The 19,146-nt window shown below is 42.3% G+C and carries 17 protein-coding genes; 8 read left to right on the top strand and 9 right to left on the bottom strand.

Features of this window, described 5'->3' with window-relative positions:
- Positions 1 to 15: 15 nt before the first annotated feature.
- The 4 genes from G337_RS0120805 to G337_RS0120790 form a co-directional block, all read right to left on the bottom strand.
- On the bottom strand, positions 16 to 801 hold the full coding sequence (locus G337_RS0120805; protein ID WP_028865553.1) for a sulfite exporter TauE/SafE family protein: 786 nt from the start codon (positions 799 to 801) through the stop codon (positions 16 to 18).
- Positions 801 to 2,153 carry a CDP-diacylglycerol--serine O-phosphatidyltransferase gene (gene pssA / locus G337_RS0120800; RefSeq protein ID WP_028865552.1) on the bottom strand — a complete coding sequence of 451 codons (1,353 nt, stop codon included), beginning with the start codon at positions 2,151 to 2,153 and terminating at the stop codon, positions 801 to 803. The genes G337_RS0120805 and pssA overlap by 1 nt, the downstream gene beginning before the upstream one ends.
- Before the next feature lie 124 nt (positions 2,154 to 2,277).
- Positions 2,278 to 3,468 (bottom strand): amino acid aminotransferase, encoded by a 1,191-nt coding sequence (locus G337_RS0120795; protein WP_028865551.1) that lies wholly within the window; start codon positions 3,466 to 3,468, stop codon positions 2,278 to 2,280.
- Positions 3,469 to 3,550: 82 nt separating this feature from the next.
- Complete coding sequence (locus G337_RS0120790) at positions 3,551 to 5,092, bottom strand: fumarate hydratase (RefSeq protein ID WP_028865550.1); 1,542 nt, start codon at positions 5,090 to 5,092, stop codon at positions 3,551 to 3,553.
- 127 nt (positions 5,093 to 5,219) lie between these two features.
- On the opposite strand from G337_RS0120790, the gene pabB reads away from it, so the two are divergent.
- Positions 5,220 to 6,641 (top strand): aminodeoxychorismate synthase component I, encoded by a 1,422-nt coding sequence (gene pabB, locus G337_RS0120785; RefSeq protein WP_037028260.1) that lies wholly within the window; start codon positions 5,220 to 5,222, stop codon positions 6,639 to 6,641.
- Positions 6,642 to 6,700: 59 nt separating this feature from the next.
- On the opposite strand, the gene cysB is transcribed toward pabB, so the two are convergent.
- Entirely contained in the window at positions 6,701 to 7,675 is a 975-nt protein-coding gene (gene cysB, locus G337_RS0120780; protein WP_028865548.1) for an HTH-type transcriptional regulator CysB, read from the bottom strand.
- A gap of 194 nt (positions 7,676 to 7,869) precedes the next feature.
- On the opposite strand from cysB, the gene G337_RS0120775 reads away from it, so the two are divergent.
- The 7 genes from G337_RS0120775 (at position 7,870) to G337_RS0120745 (ending at position 14,964) form a co-directional block, all read left to right on the top strand.
- Positions 7,870 to 8,556, top strand: coding sequence for a sensor histidine kinase (locus G337_RS0120775; protein ID WP_028865547.1), 687 nt, complete (start codon positions 7,870 to 7,872; stop codon positions 8,554 to 8,556).
- Between the two features lie 72 nt (positions 8,557 to 8,628).
- Positions 8,629 to 9,405 (top strand): hypothetical protein, encoded by a 777-nt coding sequence (locus tag G337_RS28980; RefSeq protein WP_028865546.1) that lies wholly within the window; start codon positions 8,629 to 8,631, stop codon positions 9,403 to 9,405.
- Between the two features lie 246 nt (positions 9,406 to 9,651).
- Positions 9,652 to 10,041, top strand: coding sequence for a TraR/DksA family transcriptional regulator (locus G337_RS0120765; RefSeq protein ID WP_028865545.1), 390 nt, complete (start codon positions 9,652 to 9,654; stop codon positions 10,039 to 10,041).
- Between the two features lie 111 nt (positions 10,042 to 10,152).
- Positions 10,153 to 11,838: an AAA family ATPase gene (locus G337_RS0120760; protein ID WP_028865544.1), complete on the top strand. Its 1,686-nt coding sequence runs from the start codon at positions 10,153 to 10,155 to the stop codon at positions 11,836 to 11,838.
- Between the two features lie 124 nt (positions 11,839 to 11,962).
- Complete coding sequence (fabA, locus tag G337_RS0120755; RefSeq protein ID WP_028865543.1) at positions 11,963 to 12,502, top strand: bifunctional 3-hydroxydecanoyl-ACP dehydratase/trans-2-decenoyl-ACP isomerase; 540 nt, start codon at positions 11,963 to 11,965, stop codon at positions 12,500 to 12,502.
- A gap of 87 nt (positions 12,503 to 12,589) precedes the next feature.
- Positions 12,590 to 14,440, top strand: coding sequence for a signal peptide peptidase SppA (sppA, locus tag G337_RS0120750; protein WP_028865542.1), 1,851 nt, complete (start codon positions 12,590 to 12,592; stop codon positions 14,438 to 14,440).
- Between the two features lie 62 nt (positions 14,441 to 14,502).
- Complete coding sequence (locus G337_RS0120745) at positions 14,503 to 14,964, top strand: DUF2919 domain-containing protein (protein ID WP_028865541.1); 462 nt, start codon at positions 14,503 to 14,505, stop codon at positions 14,962 to 14,964.
- Between the two features lie 57 nt (positions 14,965 to 15,021).
- Here the strand turns inward: G337_RS0120745 and G337_RS0120740 are convergent, their stop codons facing one another.
- The 4 genes from G337_RS0120740 to G337_RS0120725 form a co-directional block, all read right to left on the bottom strand.
- On the bottom strand, positions 15,022 to 16,308 hold the full coding sequence (locus G337_RS0120740; protein ID WP_028865540.1) for an NAD(P)/FAD-dependent oxidoreductase: 1,287 nt from the start codon (positions 16,306 to 16,308) through the stop codon (positions 15,022 to 15,024).
- Between the two features lie 223 nt (positions 16,309 to 16,531).
- On the bottom strand, positions 16,532 to 17,074 hold the full coding sequence (gene ycfP / locus G337_RS0120735; protein ID WP_028865539.1) for an alpha/beta hydrolase YcfP: 543 nt from the start codon (positions 17,072 to 17,074) through the stop codon (positions 16,532 to 16,534).
- 101 nt (positions 17,075 to 17,175) lie between these two features.
- On the bottom strand, positions 17,176 to 18,189 hold the full coding sequence (gene nagZ / locus G337_RS0120730) for a beta-N-acetylhexosaminidase (RefSeq protein WP_028865538.1): 1,014 nt from the start codon (positions 18,187 to 18,189) through the stop codon (positions 17,176 to 17,178).
- Between the two features lie 93 nt (positions 18,190 to 18,282).
- Positions 18,283 to 19,146: FimV/HubP family polar landmark protein (locus G337_RS0120725; RefSeq protein ID WP_028865537.1), on the bottom strand; the 864-nt coding region annotated here is incomplete at its 5' end.

The raw sequence follows: 19,146 nt of genomic DNA, 5'->3' as shown, positions 1-19,146 counted from the left end.
ATAAAGCGTTCAGCGCTATAAAAATAACTTTGCTGCAACCAGCAGCAGCATAAACGAAAACAGTTTTTTTAGTTTCTGAGGCGGCAGCCGGTGCGCGAGTCTAGCACCGATTTTAGCAAAAAAAGTACTGCTTAGAATAATACCCAGGGTCGCCGGCCAGTAAATATAACCAAAACTATTTTCCGGCAGATCAGGATTGTTTAACCCCATCAGCAGGTAACCTATGCTGCCGGATAAAGCGATTGGGAACCCCGTTACTGCCGAGGTGGCAATAGCCCGGGTGATCTGTACACGATACAGGGTCAGCACAGGTACAACTAACGACCCGCCGGCAATACCGAACAAACCGGAAATAATACCGATAACACCGCCTAAAGCGGCACAGCCGGCTTGTCGTGGTAACTGCAGCGCCCCTTTCGGTGACCAGGAGAACCACATCTGCAGCGCAACACTCACTGCATATAATGCAAAAATGCGCTGCAGCAGCGCACCGGACATAAATTCAGCAAAATAAGCGCCGATTAAACCGCCGGCAAGCATGCCTGCACTTAGCTTCCCTGCCAGCGGCCAGTCAATTGCCAGCCTCTGATGGTGCACATAGATCGCACTTAATGAAGTAAAAAGAATCGTCGACAGTGAAGTACCGACAGCAAGGTGAGTTAAAACATCAGGCGGGAAATTTAAATAACTGAATGTAAATATCAATGCAGGAACAATAATTATGCCCCCGCCTAAACCAAAAATACCTGCAGTTAATCCGGCAGCGGCACCAAGCAGTAGATAACCAGCCAGTAAAAGCATTAAATAATACCTTTAACAATTTTGTCTGCTTTTATTCTACGCATACGGGTAAGCAGTTTTCTTACATGCGCCGGATATGCTTCGAGGCCGTCAATATCAGCATGAGAAGTTATCTTTTCAGTATGTTTGAGAATTTCATGCAGCTCTTTATCGGCAAGCGCTTTAAGCTCCTGCTTCGGATCATCAATAAGCAGCGCATTTTCGACATCTAAGCGCCATGCCCGCGGATTAAGGTTATGCCCGGTCAGGAGCATAAAACGCTGATCAGAATAAATGCCTTTAAGATGGAAGCTGTTATCACCGTCTTTCCATAGATGAATATTCAACGAGCCTTTGTGCAGTGCACTTTGATGCTGCTTGGCAAATTTTCTTAAATTGCTTTCGTACAGGTAGGGTAAACCGCCGATAGTACGAAAGGGTTTATCTTCAGTAATATAAAAATCATTAGCAGTTTTATCGCCGATAACTATGGTTAAATTTACACCGCGTTTTAATAACGAGCTTATATCACGGGACAAAGCAGCCGGTAAGTTAAAGTAAGGGGTAAAAATAACCATTTCACTTTGTGCGCTCTGCAGCAGCTTACGGATACATTTATTAAGTTTGTTATTTCTTGCACCTAAACCACACAGGGGAGCAACAGATAATGTCTCAGATGAAGACTGCCCCGGATATTTAAACGCTGCCTGCTTAAGGTTTTTAGTTAATTTCCTATGTGCATTTTTAAGATCCGCCATCACAGGAATAGACTCTGCATTTAACGAGGCGGTTGCCCCGCTGCTGAGTATCTCATCCTCAAGAAAACGTATCATTGAATCAGCTAATTCAGGGTTATTAATCAGCCAGTAGCGATCGTAACGGTAGCGGCCGTTCTGCTGCAGATAGATATTATTTAAACTCGCACCACTGTATAAAACCAGATCATCAAAAATAAAACCTTTAAGATGCTGTACACCAAACAGTTCTTTGCGTTTAACCGGAATGCCGACAATATTAACGCCTAAACCTTCCGCTTTAGCAATTTCCTGATACCAGCTTGCGTTAGTGGCTGATGACTTTTTCTCTCCAATTAAACCACGTTGAGCACGATGAAAATCAATACAGACAACAATCTGTAAATTAGGATTGTTTTGTTTTGCCTGATACAGCGCCATTAAAATTTCTTCGCCGGCCTGATCTGCTTCTAGATACAGGGCAGTTAAATATATGCGCTTCTGCGCACCGGCTATCTGCTTTAAAAGCTCTGCTTTAAAAGACTTAGTAGATAAAAGGCAGTCGACAGACTGCGCTGAAAGAGGGATTTTCTTCAGATTATTTAAAAATGCTAAACTTTGATTAATTCGACTGCTCATAAAACTCTTTCATAAAGATTAAAAGAAATATATGCAGATAACTTCGCTACAACAGTTATTTGCATACCTTCAAAAACAAAACAAGGCTGCCTAAACAACCTTGTTTTTTTATACCTGCAAAATATTAAATAACTTTTGCGATAGCATCACACAGCGGCTGCATATTATCTTTGGTCATTCCTGCCACCGAAATTCGTCCTGAACCAACAATATATACAGCAAACTCTTCTTTTAGTCGATTTACCTGTTCAACAGATAAACCGGAAAAAGAGAACATACCGTTCTGACGGCTGATAAAACTATAATCGCCGCTTACGCCCTTTTCTTTTAGTGTTGCCACAAAAAGATCGCGCATCTCCTGAATACGTACACGCATATCAGCAACTTCCTGAACCCACTGCTGATACAGCTGCGCATCATTAAGTATGGTCGTCACAACCGCGGCACCGTGAGCAGGAGGATTTGAATAGTTTGAACGAATACCAGATTTTATCTGGCTGAATGCAGAGTCAGCAATTTCATTGTCTTGTGCAACTAAAGTGATGCCGCCGACACGTTCATTGTATAAACCGAAGTTTTTAGAAAAGGAGTTCGCAACAAGCAGCTCTTTATTATATTTTGCAAAAATACGTAAACCCTGCGCATCCTCTTCCACACCTTTGGCAAATCCTTGATATGCAAAATCAAAGAACGGCACAGCACCAAGTTCAGCAGTCAGCTTAGCTGCCGTTTCCCACTGCTCAATCGTCGGATCAATGCCCGTCGGGTTATGGCAGCAGCCGTGGAATAAAACCAGATCCCCTGCTTCTACACTCTGCAGTGAGTTGATCATTGCATCAAAATCCAGGTCTTTAGTTTCAGCGTTATAATAGTCATAACTAGCAACCTGCAGACCGGCTGTTTTAAACACATTGCCATGGTTAGCCCAGGTCGGATTACTTACCCAGATCTTCTTAATACCTAATTTTTTTACCGCAAAGTCAGCGCCGGTACGCAGAGCACCGGTACCGCCGGGCACTTGCGCTGTACGCGCACGGTTTGAAGTAATAATTTCAGCATCTTTACCAAATAGAAGTGTCTGCACTGCAGCGCCGTAAGCCGCAATACCTTCAATCGTTAAATAACTTTTGGTGGTTTCTTCAGCAAGCAGACGTTTTTCTGCTTCCTTAACCGTAGCTAAAATCGGCGTTAAACCACTTTCATCTTTATAGATACCCACGCCGAGATTAATTTTCTCAGCACGCGGATCTTTTTTAAAAGCGTCTGTCAGCCCAAGAATTGGATCTGCTGGTGCCATACTTACTTGTTCAAACATAATTATTCCTTAATTCTGGTCTACGGTATATTCAGAGTTAGTGTTATACCATTACTACTTTTTCAAGCAATAAAAATTGCACTTATTGCGCCATTTTATTATCAAGCTCTGCAATTTTCACCTTCCACACCGCAGGTCCTTGATCATGCACGTTATTACCTGCGCTGTCGACGGCAACAGTAACCGGCATATCCTCGACATCAAACTCATAAACCGCTTCCATACCGAGATCGGCAAAAGCAACCACACGTGCTTTTTTAATTGCTTTAGCAACCAGATAAGCGGCGCCGCCGACGGCCATCAGATACACAGATTTGTTTTTAGCAATAGAGGCAACTGTCTGCGGGCCGCGTTCAGACTTACCGATCATGCCTAATAAACCAATCTCTTCGAGCATAAAATCAGTGAATTTATCCATGCGTGTTGCTGTTGTCGGACCGGCAGGACCGACCACCTCATCACCGACAGCATCAACCGGGCCGACGTAATAGATAAATCTGTCTTTAAAGTCCAGCCCTTCAGGTAAGCCCTGCCCTGAAGTAACCAGTTCCTGAATACGTTTATGGGCCGCATCACGGCCGGTTAGAATTTTTCCTGACAGCAGCAGCGTATCGCCGCTTTTCCATGAGGACATGTCCGCCTTACTTAGATCATTGACGTTCACGCGGTGCACATTTTCCCCGGCTTCACGGGTAATCTCCGGCCAGTCGCTGAGTTTTGGTGTATGCAGCAGAGCTTCACCGCTGCCGTCCAGGGTAAAATGCGTATGTCTCGCTGCGGCACAGTTGGGGATCATAACCACAGGTTTTGAGGCGGCATGGGTCGGACAGCTTTTAATTTTTACATCTAAAACCGTAGTTAAACCGCCTAACCCCTGCGCGCCGATACCCAGCTTATTAACCCGTTCCATAATTTCTAAACGCAGCTTTTCATCGGCAGTTAAATTTTCGCTGTCTAATTGAGCTTTGTGCTGCAGTTCAACAATATCAACGGGTTCCATTAGCGATTCTTTCGCCATTACAGCTGCTTTTTCCACCGTGCCGCCGATACCTATACCTAACATGCCCGGCGGACACCAGCCGGCTCCCATACTTGGTACGGTTTTTTCTACCCAGTCGGCTATGGAATCGGAGGGATTTAACATCACCATTTTAGATTTATTTTCCGAGCCGCCGCCTTTGGCCGCCACCATCACTTCAACTTTATTACCGCGCACCATCTCAATATGTACTACAGAAGGCGTATTATCTTTGGTATTTTTCCTTGCTCCGGCAGGATCAGCGACAATAGAAGCACGCAGCGGGTTACTCGGATCCGTATAGGCTTTTCTTACCCCGGCATCAACGAGTTCCTGCACAGTTAAATCCGTATCGAAGGAAACATCCATACCTATTTTTACAAAAGTAGTAACAATGCCCGTATCCTGACAGATAGGACGCTTCCCCTGTGCAGACATGCGTGAATTAATTAATATTTGTGCAATTGCATCTTTGGCGGCCGGGTTCAACTCAATCTGATAAGCCCTGTCCATCGCCTCAATGAAATCAAGAGGGTGATAATAAGAGATAAACTGTAATGCACCTGCAATACTGTTAACAAAATCCTGCTGCTTGATAATCGTCATATAAAACTCCGAATAGATTAATGATGCTGACTATAAATTGCTGATATATATTAAATAGAATGTTAATCTGCATCATAACAACCACCAACCAGTTTGTTACAAAACTGTTGCCTGAATTCGAAAAATTATGACTAACTGCACTACAAATATACTATTTAAAACAATTTCGTTAACCACAGACGAATTTTCAAATATAAAACAACACATTGCCTCTGTTGACTGGGGAGTTTTATTAGAATCAGCGGCAACCGGCAGCTGCGACAGCCGCTGGTCAATTTACAGCGCTCAGCCGCTTGTAAAGCTGCAGACAATTAACACAATAACTGAAATACAGAGCATAGACGGCACTTATCAGCGCAGTGATGATCCTCTGACTATTATTGAATCTTTACGTAAAAAAATATTTCATCAGGAAGTTACCGATAATCCACTTCCTTTTAGCGGCGGTGTTTTAGGCAGCTTCAGTTATGAGCTGGGTTATCAGTTTGAAACAACAAACAATTCAGATAAACCTGCGGGGCTTGCACTGCCGGAAACTGCGACCGGTTTTTATGACTGGGCATTAGTTTATGATAATTACCAAAAACTATTTTATCTAGTTGTTCATAAAGTAAAAGGTCAGACTCAGACAGCTGACGATTTATGGTCGCAGCGCTTTGACTGGTTAATGGAGCAGAGTAAAAGCGCTGCACCCGGCGTACCTTTTCAGCTGAACGGCAGCTGGAATGCGAATATGGATAAGAGAGCCTATAAAAACAAATTTGCAAAAGTGCAGGATTACATCCTCAGCGGCGACTGTTACCAGGTTAATTTGGCACAGCGTTTTCAAGCGCCATACAGTGGTGATGAGTATCAAGCCTATCTGGCTTTGTTCGCCCAAAACCGCCCGCCTTTTGCAGCTTTTCTGCGCTTACCCGCACAGGTTATTCTTTCGCTTTCTCCGGAGCGTTTCTTTAAATTAAAAAACAATATCGTTGAAAGTAAACCGATTAAAGGAACACGGCCGCGCTTTGCCGACAAAGCGCAGGATGAGCAAAGCAGCCGGGCATTAGCCGCATCACCTAAAGACCGTGCCGAAAACCTGATGATAGTGGATCTGCTGCGCAATGATATCGGCCGCGTCTGCCGGCCGGGCAGCGTTACTGTGCCTAAGCTGTTTGAAATTGAAAGCTTTCCTGCCGTTCATCATTTAGTCAGTACTGTATTAGGCAGACTGCAGACAAAGCACTGTGCAGAAGATCTGCTCAGAGCAGGTTTCCCGGGCGGTTCAATCACCGGCGCGCCGAAAATCCGCGCCATGGAAGTTATTGCCGAGCTGGAGCCGAACCGGCGCCAGCTGTACTGCGGCAGCATTGCTTATATAAGCGCAAACGGGCAGATGGACAGCAGTATAACAATCCGCACCCTTGTCTGTTTTCAGAATAATATCTACTGCTGGGCAGGAGGAGGCCTGGTGGCTGATTCAAATGTAGATGCAGAATATCAGGAGTGTTTTGATAAAGTCAGTAAAATACTGCCCTGTTTAGAGGCATTAAATAAGCAGCAGTAGCCGGGTTGATGGTGCGGTTTGTACTCGCACCATCAAATTAATAAACGCAAGAAATACGTCTAACGTGTCGGTAATTCAATATCTGCAAATAACTTGCTGACTTCTGCGCTGTATTTCAGCTGAATCGCTTTTTCGACAAGCGGCCGGGTAAGATGAGGTGCAAAACGGGCCATAAAGTCATACATATAATCACGCAGAAATGAGCCTTTTCGAAAACCTATGCTGGTGGTACTGGATTTAAAAATATGACTGGCATCAATAACACAAAAATCATCATTATCATCTTTATCGACAGCCATCGTTGCTACAACACCAACACCTACTCCTAACCTTACATAGGTCTTAATCACATCTGCATCGGTTGCAGTAAATACAACGTTTGGTGTATAACCGGCGGCATTAAAAGCATCATCTAGTTCTGAACGTCCGGTAAAACCAAAAACGTAAGTCACTATCGGGTGTTTTGCAATATCTTCAATGCTGATGTTTTTTATATCAGCAAGAGGATGTCCTTTAGGAACAATCACTGAACGGTTCCAGTGATAACAAGGCAGCATAATTAAATCCTGGTAAAGATGCAGAGCTTCAGTTGCAATCGCAAAATCAGTTTTACCTTTGACCACAGACTCACTGATTTGAGTTGGTGTTCCCTGGTGCATATGCAGCGACACTTTAGGATAGCGTTTAATAAAGCCCTGAATCACATCAGGCAGCGCATAACGCGCCTGAGTATGGGTTGTGGCAATATTTAAAGTCCCCTGATCCGGCTGCGTATACTGACAGGCAACTGCTTTAATACTTTCAACTTTACCTAATACCTGCGTTGCATAACGAATGATCTCTTTGCCTGCCGGAGTAACTTTGGTTAAATGTTTGCCGCTGCGCTCAAAGATCTGAACACCCAGCTCATCCTCCAGCATATGAACTTGTTTACTGATGCCGGGCTGCGAGGTAAACAGGTTTTCAGCTGTGGCTGAAACATTTAAATTATGATTTAACACTTCGACGATATAACGCAATTGTTGTAATTTCATGATTCGCCCAATATTTATGCTGCATTTGCAGGTTATTATTCTATTTAATACTATCAGAGTTCTAATAAATACAAAGAGCTGCTTTAACTATTAGTTATTTAACGCATATATTTATATACTTACACATTCAACAGCTTTGCAGAGCATAGTCTTATTCTAGTCATAAATAAGCGCATAGATAAACGGAGAGTAATATGGATCAGGAAAATTCACTCAATTTCAGCACTATTCTGGCTACCAGTACCCATGACATGAAAAATTCACTGTTTATGCTGTTACAGTCAATTGAGAATTTAGACCTGGCCGATAATTTAACCGCCAAACAGCACCAGGCTTTTGCCGACCTGCATTATCAGACATCAAGAATTAACGGCACCTTAATGCAGCTACTCGCTTTATACCGGGATGAGCAGAATCAATTACCTATCTATATTGAAGAAAACTCCGTCGCGGAAATGCTTCAGGAGGTAATCGACAGAAACCGCCTGTATTTAAACAGTCACGATGTCAACGTCACTTTACAGGTAGATCCTGATCTGACAGCTTATTTTGACCAGGATTTAATCACTTATCTAATAGGCGATATTTTCGTAAACGCACTGAGACACACGCAGACAAGTGTTAGTTTACGTGCATTTATAGACCAGCAGTATCTTAATATACAGGTTGAAGATGACGGTGAGGGCTACCCGGAGCATATGCTGGCAATCAACCAGGAGAAACCTGCATTATTTAATGCGGGTAAAGGTAGAAGCGGACTTGGCCTGTTATTTGCAAAGAGAATTGCATCAGAACATAAAACAAAGCAGCTGCAGGGTCACATTTTACTTGAAAATAAAACTGAATCCAGCGGAAGCGTGTTTACCTTACGTTTGCCTTAATGCAAACTAGAGGCTCAAGTTGCGCTGTTATTCAGCAGCATTAATTTTAATTACTATGTATTACGAGAACTTATGTTATTTCCATTAATTTTAGCTTTGGTCGGTTTATTATTATTTGTCCTTATCGGCTACAATATTATTCAGCAGTATAAGCAAAAAATTGAAGCTGAAAAAAGGATTGCCATCAGTAAGCAGCGTGCAGTTATTACTGAAGTTGACGAACTGCTGCTCAATGCCACACGCATGCCCTTTAGTAAATCACTTTTATTAATTCTACAGCATCGTATTCGCAATGCTTTAATGATAATGATTCAAAGTTCCCCGAACAGTGCGGCAATTCGTGATCATTTAAAAAATACCGATGCACAGATCCAGCAGGTGCGGACCAACTACACGCCGCCTGATGAAAGTATTTTCCGGGCTCCAGAAAATGATAAAGAAGCTCTGCAGCTGCTGCAGGTAACCAAAAAAATACGTGCGGTACTGCGCTCAGAGCATGCTAAGGGGAAAATAAATACAGAGATTTTTGTTGCAGAAGATCACCGTTTAGAAATCATGCAGCTGAAAATAAATCTGGAAAACGGCATCAAACGAATATTTGAGGCAAAAGTTGCGAAACAGTTCGGCAGTGCAAATCAGATGATCAATAAACTGCTGAAAATTCTAGTGAGTATAACCGATAAAGACAGTTACCTGGAAAAGAAGCAGGCGCAGCTGACTACAATCAAAAATGAGATAAAAACTTATCTGGTTAAAACCAGTGATAAAGAGCTTAAAGCACTGCAGGAAAAAGAGAAAGAGAAAAAAGACGATCTCGATGTCTTATTCCAGGACAAAAAGAAATGGTAGCCGCTTTATAATCTTTAACTGTCTGCAGAAAGCCAATTATCTGCAGACAGTACGGCATTCCTTAATATTTCCACTCTTACAGCCCTATCCCGCACTTTTACTGCATTATTAAAACAGCCTGGATCTGATCCATATCAAATGAACTGTTATTGATTTGTTACAACCTCGATAAGTTGATTTAAATCATAAGGATAACAAGTGTCACGTTCTACTATTAAGATATGAATTTGTAAAATCGAGATAAAAATGCAACATATCAGTGAAACGCAGCTAAAGATTTTTCAAGCGCAGCTGTTCGAGAGTCTTGAAAAACTGCGCTTGGGTATGACTGAAATATTAATGAGATCCAGTCACTCCAGCCATAAACTGGCGGCCAGGCAACTGCAGAAATTAGCCTCGGATGAACTGCTTGAATTAGCACTTAAAATAAATCTGCCGTCAATTGCTCATAAAATAGAAAAAATGGAGAGCATTGATGCGGCCCTGCATAATATAGAAATGGGCATGTACGGTTTATGTTCCGACTGTGAAAAAGAGATCCGTATCGAACGGCTGAAGATTGATCCGACTACGCAGCGATGTCTGAGCTGTCAGGAGAAATACGATAAACAAAGCAATAACAGTTTTAAATTATAAGGATATTGCCGCATCTGCAGTGGGTATTTAATCATACCCATTGCAACATCGACCAGCCCTACTTATAATCGCTTAAAGCCCATCCTTATTTATCAATTTAGAGTTGCCACATTGTCAATAAATAAATCAGTATCTACCAGTAAATTACCTGTTAATGATTCAGCTGCAGCATCACTCACTCCTCTCTCTGCTGAGCAGTGTGCACCGGATTTTCTTGCACAATTAGCACTGCCGGCTGAACAGCAGGACTGGTTATCTATCTATCCTCTGGCTTCGCAAATTATTAAACATTTTATTCAGCTCCCGCAGCCCCTGCTGATATTTAATGCCCGTTACTGGCAGGCGGCTACAGAAGTGATAAGCGCATCAAGCGGCTTTGATTACCCGCAGCTGGCACTATTAAATTACGATCATCAGACCCTGTTCGGACGTTTAAACGAAAAAGAAAACCATGCTATCGATTTTCATCAGGGCGAAATATTTAAATACAATAAAGGCTGCCTGATTCTGCATATCAGCCCGCTGCTTGCACAGCCGAGTTTATGGTTCCTGTTAAAAGCCTTTTTAATAAGCCGTAAACTTCCCGCAACCTCAGCAGTAAATGGTGATAAATTAAAAGGAAAATATCCCGCAGAGCCGTTATCCCAGGTTGATACTAAAATCATTCTGGTCGCCAATAGATATCAGCTCGATGAACTAGCGCAGATTGATCCGGAATACAGTCAAGTAGGCTCACTGTTTGCGGAGCTTTCCAGTGACGTTAAAACCACTGATACTAATATTCAGCTTCTGCGCAGCTATTGTAATAAACTGATTAAGCAGTTTGCTTTACCTGAATTATCAGCGCAGGCAATGGCACTGCTGTTCCATCATCTGGCGGCAAAATGCGAGCATCAGAAGAAAATTTTATTTTCTCCGGAAATAATTGAGAGCGTATTACGTTATGCGCAGCTGTTTAATCCGCAGCAGACAGTGCTTAGTGCAGCACACCTGCAGCAGGTACTCGATGTTCAGGTTCAGGCTCAGTCTTTAGCACAAAACTTCAGCGATCAAGCCCTGCTGGAAAAGCAGCTGAAAATTCAGCTGCAGGGCCACGAAATAGGCCAGATAAACGGTCTTTCTGTTGTTGAGTTAATGGGTTACCCGACTGAGTTTGGTGAGATATTCAGAGTTTCAGCTAGTGATATGATTGGTGACGGGGAAGTTGTTGACGTTGAACGTAAAGTGGAACTTGCTGGTAATATACATGCCAAAAGTACATTAATTGTACAGGGCTACCTGAATCACTTTTTCACTCATATCCCGAATTTCCCGTTATCCTGTAATGTGGTCTTTGAGCAGTCTTATCAGGAAAGTGACGGAGACAGCGCTTCACTGGCAATTTTGTTAGCGGTTATCTCCTGTTATTCGCATACTCCAATTATGCAGAACCTTTTTGTAACCGGCGCACTGGATCAGCATGGAAATGTTCTTGCAATCGGCGGCATTAATCAGAAAATTCAGTCAGTAACACGCTTATTTGAGTTAGGTTTATTAACTGATCCGGTCACTATTATGATGCCTAAAGCTAATCAGATTAATCTCACCTTAAATATAAACACTATCGAATTAGTACGTAATAAGAAAATTAATATTTACGGCATTGATCACTGTCAGGAAGCATTCCCTCTGGCAATGAATCAGCCGTTTAATAAAGTGATAGAAATCATCAATAAACGTATTGAAGATCTGCATAAAGAAGAAAACGACACACAGGAAGCCGGTTTACTGCACAAACTGCTGCACTTGTTCAGGTAAACATTTAATAAAGTTGATTGTTACTACCCTGTCATATAGAGTATGCGCACCTAATTTATTATCGGTATTTCAGGCTATTTGTCTGAAATACCTCGCAAGTTTCAAATTTACAAGATAAGTGACTATGACCAAAACTGTATCCCAAAAAGAGTTGGGTAAAAACTCTTACTCGAAAGAAGAATTAGTATTATGCGGCCAGGGTAAGCTATTCGGCGAAGGCAACTGCCAGCTGCCGGTAGACAACATGCTGATGTTAGACCGAATCATCACCATCACTGAAGACGGCGGCGAGCACGGTAAAGGCGAACTAATTGCTGAATTAGATATTGATAAAGCGTTATGGTTCTTTGAATGTCATTTCCCGGGTGACCCGGTAATGCCGGGCTGTTTAGGCCTGGATGCTATGTGGCAGTTAGTCGGCTTCTTCCTTGGCTGGAGCGGCGGCCCTGGTAAAGGACGTGCACTGGGTGTAGGTAATGTTAAATTTACCGGTCAGGTACTACCAACAGCGAAAAAAGTAACCTACCGTATTACAATGAAACGTTTAATTATGCGTAAACTTGTTATGGGTATTGCTGACGGTATTGTTGAAGTAGACGGTAAAGTTATTTATACCGCAGAAGATCTGAAAGTAGGTTTATTTACTGATACTGCAAGTTTTTAATCTACCTTTAATAAACTAAACTATATAAAGCACTGTATATGAAAATATCAGTGCTTTATTTTTTTGTGCACCGCTTAAGGAACAGCAATGAAACTACTCTTCTCCTGGCTGAAATCACTGGCTAAATTAATCAATCTGACACGCCTGTTTATTATTAATGCAGTTTTTGTCGTACTGCTGATCATTGTTGTTGCCGCTCTCAATGTCGATGAGCAGACGATTCAAATTTCAGATAATTCAACACTGCACCTTAATTTAAACGGTGTGATTGTCGAACAGAAAAACCCGGTTAACTTTGCAGCCGAACTTTCCAGCCAGATGCTTTCAGGTGAACAGCAGCAGATAAAAGAATATCAGGTGGACGAAGTTATTCAGACTATCCGCCATGCGCAGAACGATCCGAAAATTAATGATATTTTACTAGAGCTGAACAACCTCAGCGGTGCCGGCATTAATCATCTTACCGATATAGGCAAAGCACTAAACGACTTTAAGTCAAGCGGCAAAAAAGTGACGGCTGTTTCCGATAACTATTCACAGGCACAATATCTATTAGCCAGTTATGCCGATCAAATATATCTTAATCCGCAGGGTATGGTTCTGCTCCAGGGCTATTCTGTCTACCGCCTGTATTTCAAAGAAGCTTTAGACAATCTGCTGATCACCCCGCATGTATTTAAAGTTGGTACCTATAAATCTTTTGTTGAACCATTTACTGACAACCAGATGTCAAAGGCCAGCAAACTAGCTAACAAACACTGGTTAAATCAACTATGGAAAGATTATATCGATACCGTGGTGACTCAAAGAGAGCACAGCAGTCTAATCAGTGCACAATCGGTCTCACCTTCATTAAAAGAGCTTAAATCCGCGCTTAAAAAAGCCGGCGGTGATGCAGCCCTTTATGCACAGCAGGCAGGTCTAGTTGATCATCTTAATAATCGTTTTGAAATCATAAAAAAAATGCAGGATAACGCCGGCCTGTCAGGATATGAGTTAAACTTAGTCGATTATTCAAATTATCAGTCTACGCTGCCGAAATTGTACACAGCTAAGGGTAATAGAGATCAGATCGCTTTGATTCACGGAAGTGGAGAAATTTTAGCGGGCAGCCAGGAGATCGGCGCGATAGGCGGTGTCAGCTTCAGCAAGCTATTAGATAAAGCACTGCATAATAAAAATATTAAAGCGGTGGTTATTCGTCTAGATACTCCAGGCGGCAGCGCTTTTGCATCAGAAAAAATCCGCCAGCAGGTATTAGCTCTGAAACAGGCGGGTAAAAAAGTAGTTGTATCCATGGGCAGTGTTACAGCCTCCGGCGGCTACTGGATTGCATCGGCAGCCGACTCTATCGTCGCATCGCCGACAACCCTAACCGGCTCGATTGGTATCTTCGGTATGTTTGCAAGTGCAGATAAGGCTCTAAATAAGTTCGGAATCTATAATGACGGCGTTGGTACTACAGAGCTATCAACTTTAAATCCCACCCGGGCGTTAAACCCGGAGCTGGGCGAAATTATTCAGATGGGTATTGAGCATGGTTACCAGCAGTTTTTAACCGTGGTCAGTGAAGGCCGAGGCATGACACTGGCTGAAGTTGATAAAGTTGCCCAGGGACGTGTATGGACAGGCAGTGATGCTCAAACTCTCGGGCTTGTTGATAAAATAGGCGGCCTTCAGGATGCAATACAAGAAGCAGGAGTGCTTGCTGATCTGCAGCAGTATGACATAAAAGTAATCACACCAGCCGTATCAGCAAAACAGCAGTTTATTAATGAAATGTTCAGCAGTAATGCTCAGCTGCTGGGGAAAAGTCTGCAGCTTAATCCGGCTGTTTTACAAACTCTAAACTCTTTAAAGTCACAAGCAGCTGTGTTGACCAAGTTTAATGACCCCCAGGGACGTTATGCTTATTGCCCTATGTGTATTATCAAGTAATATGCTATATATAAGATAACTATCAGGGGACTATTGTCCCCTTTTTCATATATGGTAGAACAATGAGCATTAGACTTTATCCGCTTCAACACTATACCCAGTCAGGTAATTTAAAACCGCCTCCGTTTTTCTATCTGGCTTTACTGTTTCTGGCAAGAACCTGGGGACTGCTGATTATTTCAGTGGTCTCACGCAATGAGGGAGAAAAACTGTTAGCCATCTTCTATCCTGATAAAATTCATTTTTATTCAGGCTTAGCTTCAGGTGCCGCTGCAGTACTCCTGTTTATTTTATCGGGCAGAGACCATGATAAAAACAGAGTTATTTCAAAATTATGGCAGGCAGGTTATCCGTTTCTGTTATTAAGCATTCTAGCCGATTTAGCCCTGCAGTTTTATTATCTGCTGCTTAACAATTTCCAGTATTCACTAGCGGCCTCGCTGCAGTTAGTTTTTGCTGTCTGGCTGCTGCTGTACTGCTGCAGAAGCAGACATTTAAAAGACTGCTTTATCCGCACAGTTTAAAACCTGCACCAACAAGCAGCTGACTTGTCGGTGCCGTTATATCAGCAGCAGTAACTATTAGTGAAGTTTCAAACGCGGACGTAAAACGCGGTTAATAGACTCGACTAAAGTGATTAAACCGGTACGCATATATCCATGCAGTGCTATCTGGTGCATACGGTACAATGAAATATAAACAAGACGGGCCAGACGCCCTTCTATCATCATCGAGCCTTTCATTAAATTTCCCATTAAACTTCCCACTGTGCTGTAGTTGCTCAATGAAACTAACGAGCCGTAATCAGTATATTTATAGTCAGACAAAGGTTTTTTATTGATCGATGCAATAATATTTTTAGCGACTAAAGAGGCCATCTGATGTGCTGACTGAGCTCTAGGCGGCACAAATCCTCCCTCGGGCAGCGCGCAGCTGGCACAGTCGCCAAGTGCATAAATACAGTCATCTAATGAAGTCTGCAGTGTTGATTTTACAACCAGCTGATTGGATCGGTTTGTTTCTAATCCGGCAATATCTTTCATAAAATCAGGCGCTTTAATACCGGCAGCCCAGACAATTAAATCCGCTTTTATCAGCTCGCCGTCTTTGGTCAGCAGCCCCTGTTCAGTAGCCTCGGTGACCATTGTTTTGGTGCGCACATCAACACCCAGCTTAGACAACTCCTGATGAGCTGAGCCGGAGATACGTTCCGGCAGTGCAGGTAATATTTTTTCACCAGCCTCAACCAGACTTACTTTTAAATCAGCGCTGCTGATATGCTCAAAACCATAACTGGAAACCTGCTTAAGTGAATTAAACAATTCGGCAGAGAGCTCCACCCCGGTGGCTCCCGCTCCAACAATAGCAACACTAACCTGCTTAGTTTCCTGTACACCAAGCTGTAAGTATTTATTTAACATGCGGTGATGGAATTTTTTGGCCTGCTGCGGACTGTCTAAAAAGATACAGTGCTCACGTACACCTTTAGTATTAAAGTCATTACTAATACTGCCGAGTGCCATTACCAGAATGTCATAGCTAAGCTGACTTTCTGGTAATATCTGTGTGCCGTCCTCATCAACCAGTTCGGCGAGCTGTATTAATTTATTGTCCCGGTCAATATTCGCTAATGCACCAAGTTTAAAGTTAAAGCCGTGATTCTTCGCATGGGCTCGATAACTTAATGCATCAATACCATCATCCATCGAACCTGCCGCAACCTCATGCAGCAGCGGCTTCCATAGATGTGTTCTATTCTTATCAACCAGGGTCACGTGCGCTTTTTTAGAACGGCCTAATTTGTCCCCCAGCTTAGTCGCAAGCTCTAAACCGCCGGCACCACCACCTACAATGACAATTTTACACATAATAAACCTCAATATTTGTATGACTAATTCGATTACAAGAAAGCTCTAAATTAAAGTGAAGCACTGCTGTAATAGAACTACAATTTGATACAGATCAAACAGCAATGTAACTTTATTACAAAAACGAGGAATTATCACTAATTATGTTAATGAAATTGTAGGAAATGGGTTATTTAATTACAGAAAAGTAAAACGGCAGCCTTAGCTGCCGTTAAAAAATAAATTATTGTGCGGATTTAAACTGTTTGATTGTCTGCAGATGGTGTGAAATATCTCGAAACTTGTGACCCTGCTGGTCATCAAAAACAATTTGATAATATTCAGACAATTCATGATCGCTTTCATCGGGATCAATAACATCATCAGATGTAGAAAGAATGCACAGACAATTGCGCGTATTTTTCTTTCTAAAATCACTGACACACTTAGTCTCAATATCTAAATACTCTTCCGGCCATTCAATTTTACCGACCATATTATCTTCCGGATGCAGATTAGGGTTGAAGATAACCTGTTTAATGCCGCATAAGAAACCGATGCGTTCACTCCAGAAGCCACCCAGACCAACTCCGCAGATAAGCGGCGTCTTGTCTTCACTGCTTTGAATATGTTTATGAACTTCCTTGAGAATATGACTCATATCAAGCTTAGGATGAATGGTGCTGTAATGAACAAAACGAACATCATCATCTATAAACTTTAATTGCATCACTTTTTCGTGGTTACCCGGACTTGTTGCGTCGAAACCGTGCAGATAAATGATCATTAGTTGTTCCCGCCTTTTTCTTCTAGTCGTAAATTTAGCGATATTTCATACAGTTAAGTTTATGGGATTTCATCTATAGTGCAAGCGCTGCAGACGACTAATTAGATCCGCTCAGCAAACTGCAGCAGTTTTTGCTGGTTTTCTAACCAGATCGGATTGTTTTTCAACGGTAATTCAATACGTCTTTTAACATATTGTAACTTGCGGATCACTTCACTATTACCGGCTGCAGGCAGTTTCAAATTATCCAGCAGCATAACTGCAGCATCTCTATCGTTACATGCCAGCAGAAGATCACAACCGGCATCAAGGGCCGCTTCGGCGCGGCTTAAATGATCGCCCGCAAAACTTGCACCATGCATTGACAGATCATCACTGATAATAACGCCGTTAAAATTAAGTTTTTTACGTAATATATCCCGCAGCCAGTAGCTTGAAAATCCTGCAGGCTGCGCATCGCATTGCGGATAAACAACATGTGACGGCATCACTGCATCTAATAAGCTATGATTAATCAGTTCACTAAAAGGTAATATATCAGTGCTGAATATCTCATCCGGGCTGCGGTTGTCTGACGGTAATGCAATATGGGAATCTGCTTTCACGCTGCCGTGCCCGGGAAAGTGTTTACCTGTGGAAGACATACCGGCTGTTTTCATTCCTGTTATATAAGCCTGCGCCAATTGAATAACCTGCTCAGCTCTGCTGGAAAATGCTCGATTTTGTATCACATCGGAAATACCGTTAATATCCAGGACCGGGGCAAAACTTAAATCTATATCACATGCAGTTAATTCAGCGGCCATTACCCAGGCACTGCTGAAAGCTAACTGCCTGGCAGTATCAAGATCATTGTATTCGATCAGGGAGCCTGCGCTGGGCAGCAGGGTAAAACCATCTCTGAAGCGCTGTACTCGCCCTCCTTCATGGTCTACAGCTATTAAAATATCATTAACAGCATAATAGCGAATCTCTTTAACCAGATCTTTTAACTGTTGAATATCTGCAAAATTGCGCGTAAATAAAATGATGCCTGCAACCAGAGGGTGGGCTAACATCTCTTTTTCCTCAGCATCCAGCTGATAACCATGTACGTCTAAAATTAGCGGTCTCATTATTTTTCTCTTATGTTTTTTGTCTATAAAAAAACCAGCAGTGCTGGCTTTTTGATTTCATTTGTAATTCAGTAGATAGTTAACAGAAGATATCTACAATCGGCTTAATAATTTATCTATCTCTTTTCTCTGTGTACCGTTACTGTCTTCCAGTACCGACAGCAGGATCTCTTTTGCTCCCTCTTTATCATCAATCTCCAGATAAGCACGAGCGAGATCTAATTGAGCGCCGATGCCGTTTTCATCATCATCAATATCCACGCTTTCACCAGAATTAACTACATCTGGAAATTCATCCAAACCAAGATCAAGTTCTAACTCAGCATAAGGTTCATCATTACTATAACCTTCACTGTTTTCCAATAAAGTCTCAATATCAATAAAATCACTGCTTTCTGCATCGATTTTAGGCAGCGGCGCATCCGATTTAAAGGCAACATCACTTAACTGTTTTGCTAATTTATCATGCTCACTCTGCTCTAAGGCCTCCTGCTCTGCTTCAAACTCAGCTAGCGGTGTCGGCTTAAACCCGCTTTCCTGCGCTAATCCGTCCAAAGCAGAAAGATCAAACTCATCATCATCAAGATCTAATGTTAATTCGTCTGCGCCCTGCTGTTCATTTAATGAAGACTCTTTCTCAAGCGTATCTAAATCATCTAAAGAGGTTAAATCAAACTCCGCGGTTTGTTCACTTAAATCACTAATATCATCAGCTTCAGGTTCAAGTTCAATCGTTTCTAAAGAAGATAAATCAAGCTCAGCTAATTCCTCCTGGAGATCCGCGTTAGAGTCAAGCGCTTCTAATGTACTTAAATCAAGCTCTGCTTCTGTGTCAGTTTCAGGAGCATCTGCCTGCGGTGTCTCTAGTGCGCTTAAATCAAATTCAGCAATATCTTCACTAAGCTCAGCTAAATCAAGTTCTGCAGCATCTTCTTCAGGCTCTGTCTCTAAAGTAAG

The organism is Psychromonas aquimarina ATCC BAA-1526 (assembly GCF_000428725.1).
Taxonomy (GTDB): domain Bacteria; phylum Pseudomonadota; class Gammaproteobacteria; order Enterobacterales; family Psychromonadaceae; genus Psychromonas; species Psychromonas aquimarina.
This window is presented reverse-complemented; position numbering and strand designations above follow the sequence as displayed.

Coding starts and splice junctions, on each gene's coding strand:
- sppA (WP_028865542.1), top strand. CDS start 12,590: ATGAAACTACTCTTCTCCTGGCTGAAATCACTGGCTAAATTAATCAAT.
- G337_RS0120775 (WP_028865547.1), top strand. CDS start 7,870: ATGGATCAGGAAAATTCACTCAATTTCAGCACTATTCTGGCTACCAGT.
- G337_RS0120765 (WP_028865545.1), top strand. CDS start 9,652: ATGCAACATATCAGTGAAACGCAGCTAAAGATTTTTCAAGCGCAGCTG.
- G337_RS0120790 (WP_028865550.1), bottom strand. CDS start 5,092: ATGACGATTATCAAGCAGCAGGATTTTGTTAACAGTATTGCAGGTGCA.
- nagZ (WP_028865538.1), bottom strand. CDS start 18,189: ATGAGACCGCTAATTTTAGACGTACATGGTTATCAGCTGGATGCTGAG.
- G337_RS28980 (WP_028865546.1), top strand. CDS start 8,629: ATGTTATTTCCATTAATTTTAGCTTTGGTCGGTTTATTATTATTTGTC.
- G337_RS0120795 (WP_028865551.1), bottom strand. CDS start 3,468: ATGTTTGAACAAGTAAGTATGGCACCAGCAGATCCAATTCTTGGGCTG.
- pabB (WP_037028260.1), top strand. CDS start 5,220: ATGACTAACTGCACTACAAATATACTATTTAAAACAATTTCGTTAACC.
- G337_RS0120805 (WP_028865553.1), bottom strand. CDS start 801: ATGCTTTTACTGGCTGGTTATCTACTGCTTGGTGCCGCTGCCGGATTA.
- ycfP (WP_028865539.1), bottom strand. CDS start 17,074: ATGATCATTTATCTGCACGGTTTCGACGCAACAAGTCCGGGTAACCAC.
- pssA (WP_028865552.1), bottom strand. CDS start 2,153: ATGAGCAGTCGAATTAATCAAAGTTTAGCATTTTTAAATAATCTGAAG.
- G337_RS0120745 (WP_028865541.1), top strand. CDS start 14,503: ATGAGCATTAGACTTTATCCGCTTCAACACTATACCCAGTCAGGTAAT.
- G337_RS0120740 (WP_028865540.1), bottom strand. CDS start 16,308: ATGTGTAAAATTGTCATTGTAGGTGGTGGTGCCGGCGGTTTAGAGCTT.
- cysB (WP_028865548.1), bottom strand. CDS start 7,675: ATGAAATTACAACAATTGCGTTATATCGTCGAAGTGTTAAATCATAAT.
- fabA (WP_028865543.1), top strand. CDS start 11,963: ATGACCAAAACTGTATCCCAAAAAGAGTTGGGTAAAAACTCTTACTCG.